Here is a 2,576-nt window from a genome sequence, read left to right as displayed (position 1 = left end):
ATGTCTTTTAAGATTACGACTATCGATTGCGAGGCGCGGTAGCCATTCAAGCGTTGCTGCTGCTGATCTCGGTCCCAGCTGTACTGAGGCTGAATCGCCAAGGTAGTTGAGCGAATAGCCTTCGTTTCAATGCTCTGCTGCGACAGAAACACAAGCGCCTTCTCGACTATGCGCTGTACCTGCTTTTGGGCCTGAGCAGCCTGATTCGCATCTTTTTCGACGCTCAGTGTGAGTTCGGCGCGGTTCGGGGTAGTCGTCAGGCTCGCTGTACCAGAGACCGCAATGTAAGCGGGAGCACTATCCGATGCAGTAACCGGTAGGGCGTTGAGAGTCGCCAGTAATACTAGTGCGACCCGCAGCAGGGGTTGTCTGAGCATGGTCATTCCTCGGGCTTAGCCACTTAAACGAGAGATCAGTCCGCCTTATCCTAAGTCAAGTAGAGGGCTGGGCAAAGCAAAGAATACCATGGGCACTTGCACCAAAATAAAACAGCAGGCAAGCTTGACAGTACATAACGCATATAATCCCAGCGTAAGAAGCGTGCCCATGCCAAATCAACAGCGACACTCGCTCGTGCAACACCTCATCGAGAGCCAAAACTCGCAATTTTGGCTGTTGCAGATTTTGGGATGGTCAGGGCTCTCGCTCGTCAGTTATTTCAGTTTAAATCTGTGGTACGACCAGCCAGAGCTAAGCTACATCGGGCACAACATTCTTCAGTCAGTACTGGGTATTCTGCTCACGTGGCCGATGCGCTACGTGCTCAAACGTTGCTGGGACACGCCTTTAGTCAAACGCGCGGCGATCGTAGCGTTTGTGGTATTGGGGTTTGCGACCTTGTGGTCAGTGATGCGCCTGTCGCTGTTTTTGCTGTTAACGGAAGAGTCGAACCTGTGGGGTGACTTTGGGGGTTGGCTCTTCCCCTCTATTTTTATTTTTCTGTGTTGGACCGCTTTGTACCACGGTATTAAGTACTACCAGCTTGCACAGTACGAGCATGCCGTATTGATGAAAATGGCGGCTGACCGCAACGAGCAATCTATGCGCTTAGCTCAAGCCGAGACGGCGGCTCGTATGGCGCAGTTGACGATGCTTCGCTATCAGTTAAACCCACATTTTTTATTCAATACTCTAAACGCCTTGCAGGGTCTTGTAGCGACCGGTTCAAAAGCGCGCGCGGGGACTATGATTTCTGAGCTCGGACATTTTCTGAGATATTCCCTACAAAGCGATCCATTACAGACCGTAGACGTACAACAAGAGATACAAGCGTTAGAAATGTACTTGAGTATCGAGCAGGCGCGTTTCGGTGAACGGCTGACGGTGCGGGTGGATGTAGATCCTAGTATTACAGAGGCACAAATCCCAAGCATGCTGCTTCAGCCTTTGGTTGAAAACGCCATCAAGTACGCGGTCGGGCCAAATGAAGACGGCGGGACCATCGAAATCAGCGCAACGAATAAGGAAAACTCTTTGGTATTAACGGTGAGTGATGACGGACCTGGACTTGCGGATACGAAAGATTTACCGCAACCCTCTGGCACTGGCGTCGGTCTTCGAAATATCCGCGAACGACTGTCGAGCTCCTATGGTGACAACGCGACAATGCATATTGCTAACCGTGGGGAAGGTGGATTGATGGTCGTGATACGCTTGCCCTTGTCTTATGCTTATGAAAGAGCGAAAGCCTCATGATGCGCACAATAGTTGTCGACGATGAGCCCCTAGCGCGAGAATATCTGCTGTCATTGCTCGCTGACAACGGCGATATTGAAGTCATTGGTACGTGCAAAAATGGTCGGGAAGCTATTGCCGCGATCCGCGAAGAATCACCCGACTTGGTGTTTTTAGATATTCAGATGCCAGGCATGAACGGCTTTGACGTCGTGAAAGCGATTCAAGAAGACGACGCTATGCCCCTGTTCATCTTTGCAACGGCTTATGATGACTATGCTGTCGAGGCCTTCGATTTAGCAGCAGTAGACTATGTGCTGAAACCCTTAGAGGCTTCGCGCCTAGCTCGCGCCATTGAGAGGGCCAGAGAACGCCATGTTGCTGTGTCAAAGGGTGAACTCATGAGTGCCGTCGATAAAGCGCTGGGGCGTGACACTCAATTGCAACCACCGGCATCTGGCGCCGTGCAGAAACTTACCATCCGCGACAATGGTCAAATTCAGCTCGTTGACTTTAACGATATTGATTGGGTGGATGCAGCGGGCGATTACATGTGTGTGCACGTGGGTCCTGTGACGCATATTATGCGTTGCACTATGACGGAGCTGTCGCAGCGTTTAAGTTCCGGGCCATTTGCTCGCATTCATCGTTCGACTCTGGTCAACCTTGATAAGGTGACTCAAATAACGCCCTTGTCAAAAGGGGAATCTTTGTTGCACCTCGAGGGAGACACCACTTTGAAAGTGAGCCGAAACTACCGTCAGTCCATCGTTCACTTGTTGAATTAGTCCAACTAAGCTGTTTATTAATCCACCTTATCGCAGTGGGTCTGTTGCCCTTGAAATCGCTGTGTGACCCTAGACCTCTGCGGTCTGTTAATAACGAATAAAGGTGGCGTTTTG

At 50.7% G+C, this 2,576-nt stretch carries 3 protein-coding genes; 2 read left to right on the top strand and 1 reads right to left on the bottom strand.

The genetic code is table 11. The features are described 5' to 3' along the window. On the bottom strand, positions 1 to 377 hold a 377-nt coding region (locus ACTF5Z_RS11740), incomplete at its 3' end, for an SIMPL domain-containing protein (RefSeq protein ID WP_438985798.1). Positions 378 to 546: 169 nt separating this feature from the next. Between ACTF5Z_RS11740 and ACTF5Z_RS11735 the strand changes: the two genes are divergently transcribed. Together ACTF5Z_RS11735 and ACTF5Z_RS11730 are read left to right on the top strand one after the other, a co-directional pair. Beyond that, complete coding sequence (locus tag ACTF5Z_RS11735) at positions 547 to 1,695, top strand: sensor histidine kinase (RefSeq protein ID WP_438985797.1); 1,149 nt, start codon at positions 547 to 549, stop codon at positions 1,693 to 1,695. After that, entirely contained in the window at positions 1,692 to 2,462 is a 771-nt protein-coding gene (locus ACTF5Z_RS11730) for a LytR/AlgR family response regulator transcription factor (RefSeq protein WP_438985796.1), read from the top strand. The genes ACTF5Z_RS11735 and ACTF5Z_RS11730 overlap by 4 nt, the downstream gene beginning before the upstream one ends. Positions 2,463 to 2,576: the final 114 nt, after the last annotated feature.

It is taken from the genome of Aequoribacter sp. (genome assembly GCF_965659035.1).
GTDB lineage: Bacteria > Pseudomonadota > Gammaproteobacteria > Pseudomonadales > Halieaceae > Aequoribacter.
This window is presented reverse-complemented; position numbering and strand designations above follow the sequence as displayed.

What these genes read in the sequence shown, in the direction of transcription:
- ACTF5Z_RS11735 (WP_438985797.1), top strand. Translation starts at nt 547, where the DNA reads ATGCCAAATCAACAGCGACACTCGCTCGTGCAACACCTCATCGAGAGC.
- ACTF5Z_RS11730 (WP_438985796.1), top strand. Translation starts at nt 1,692, where the DNA reads ATGATGCGCACAATAGTTGTCGACGATGAGCCCCTAGCGCGAGAATAT.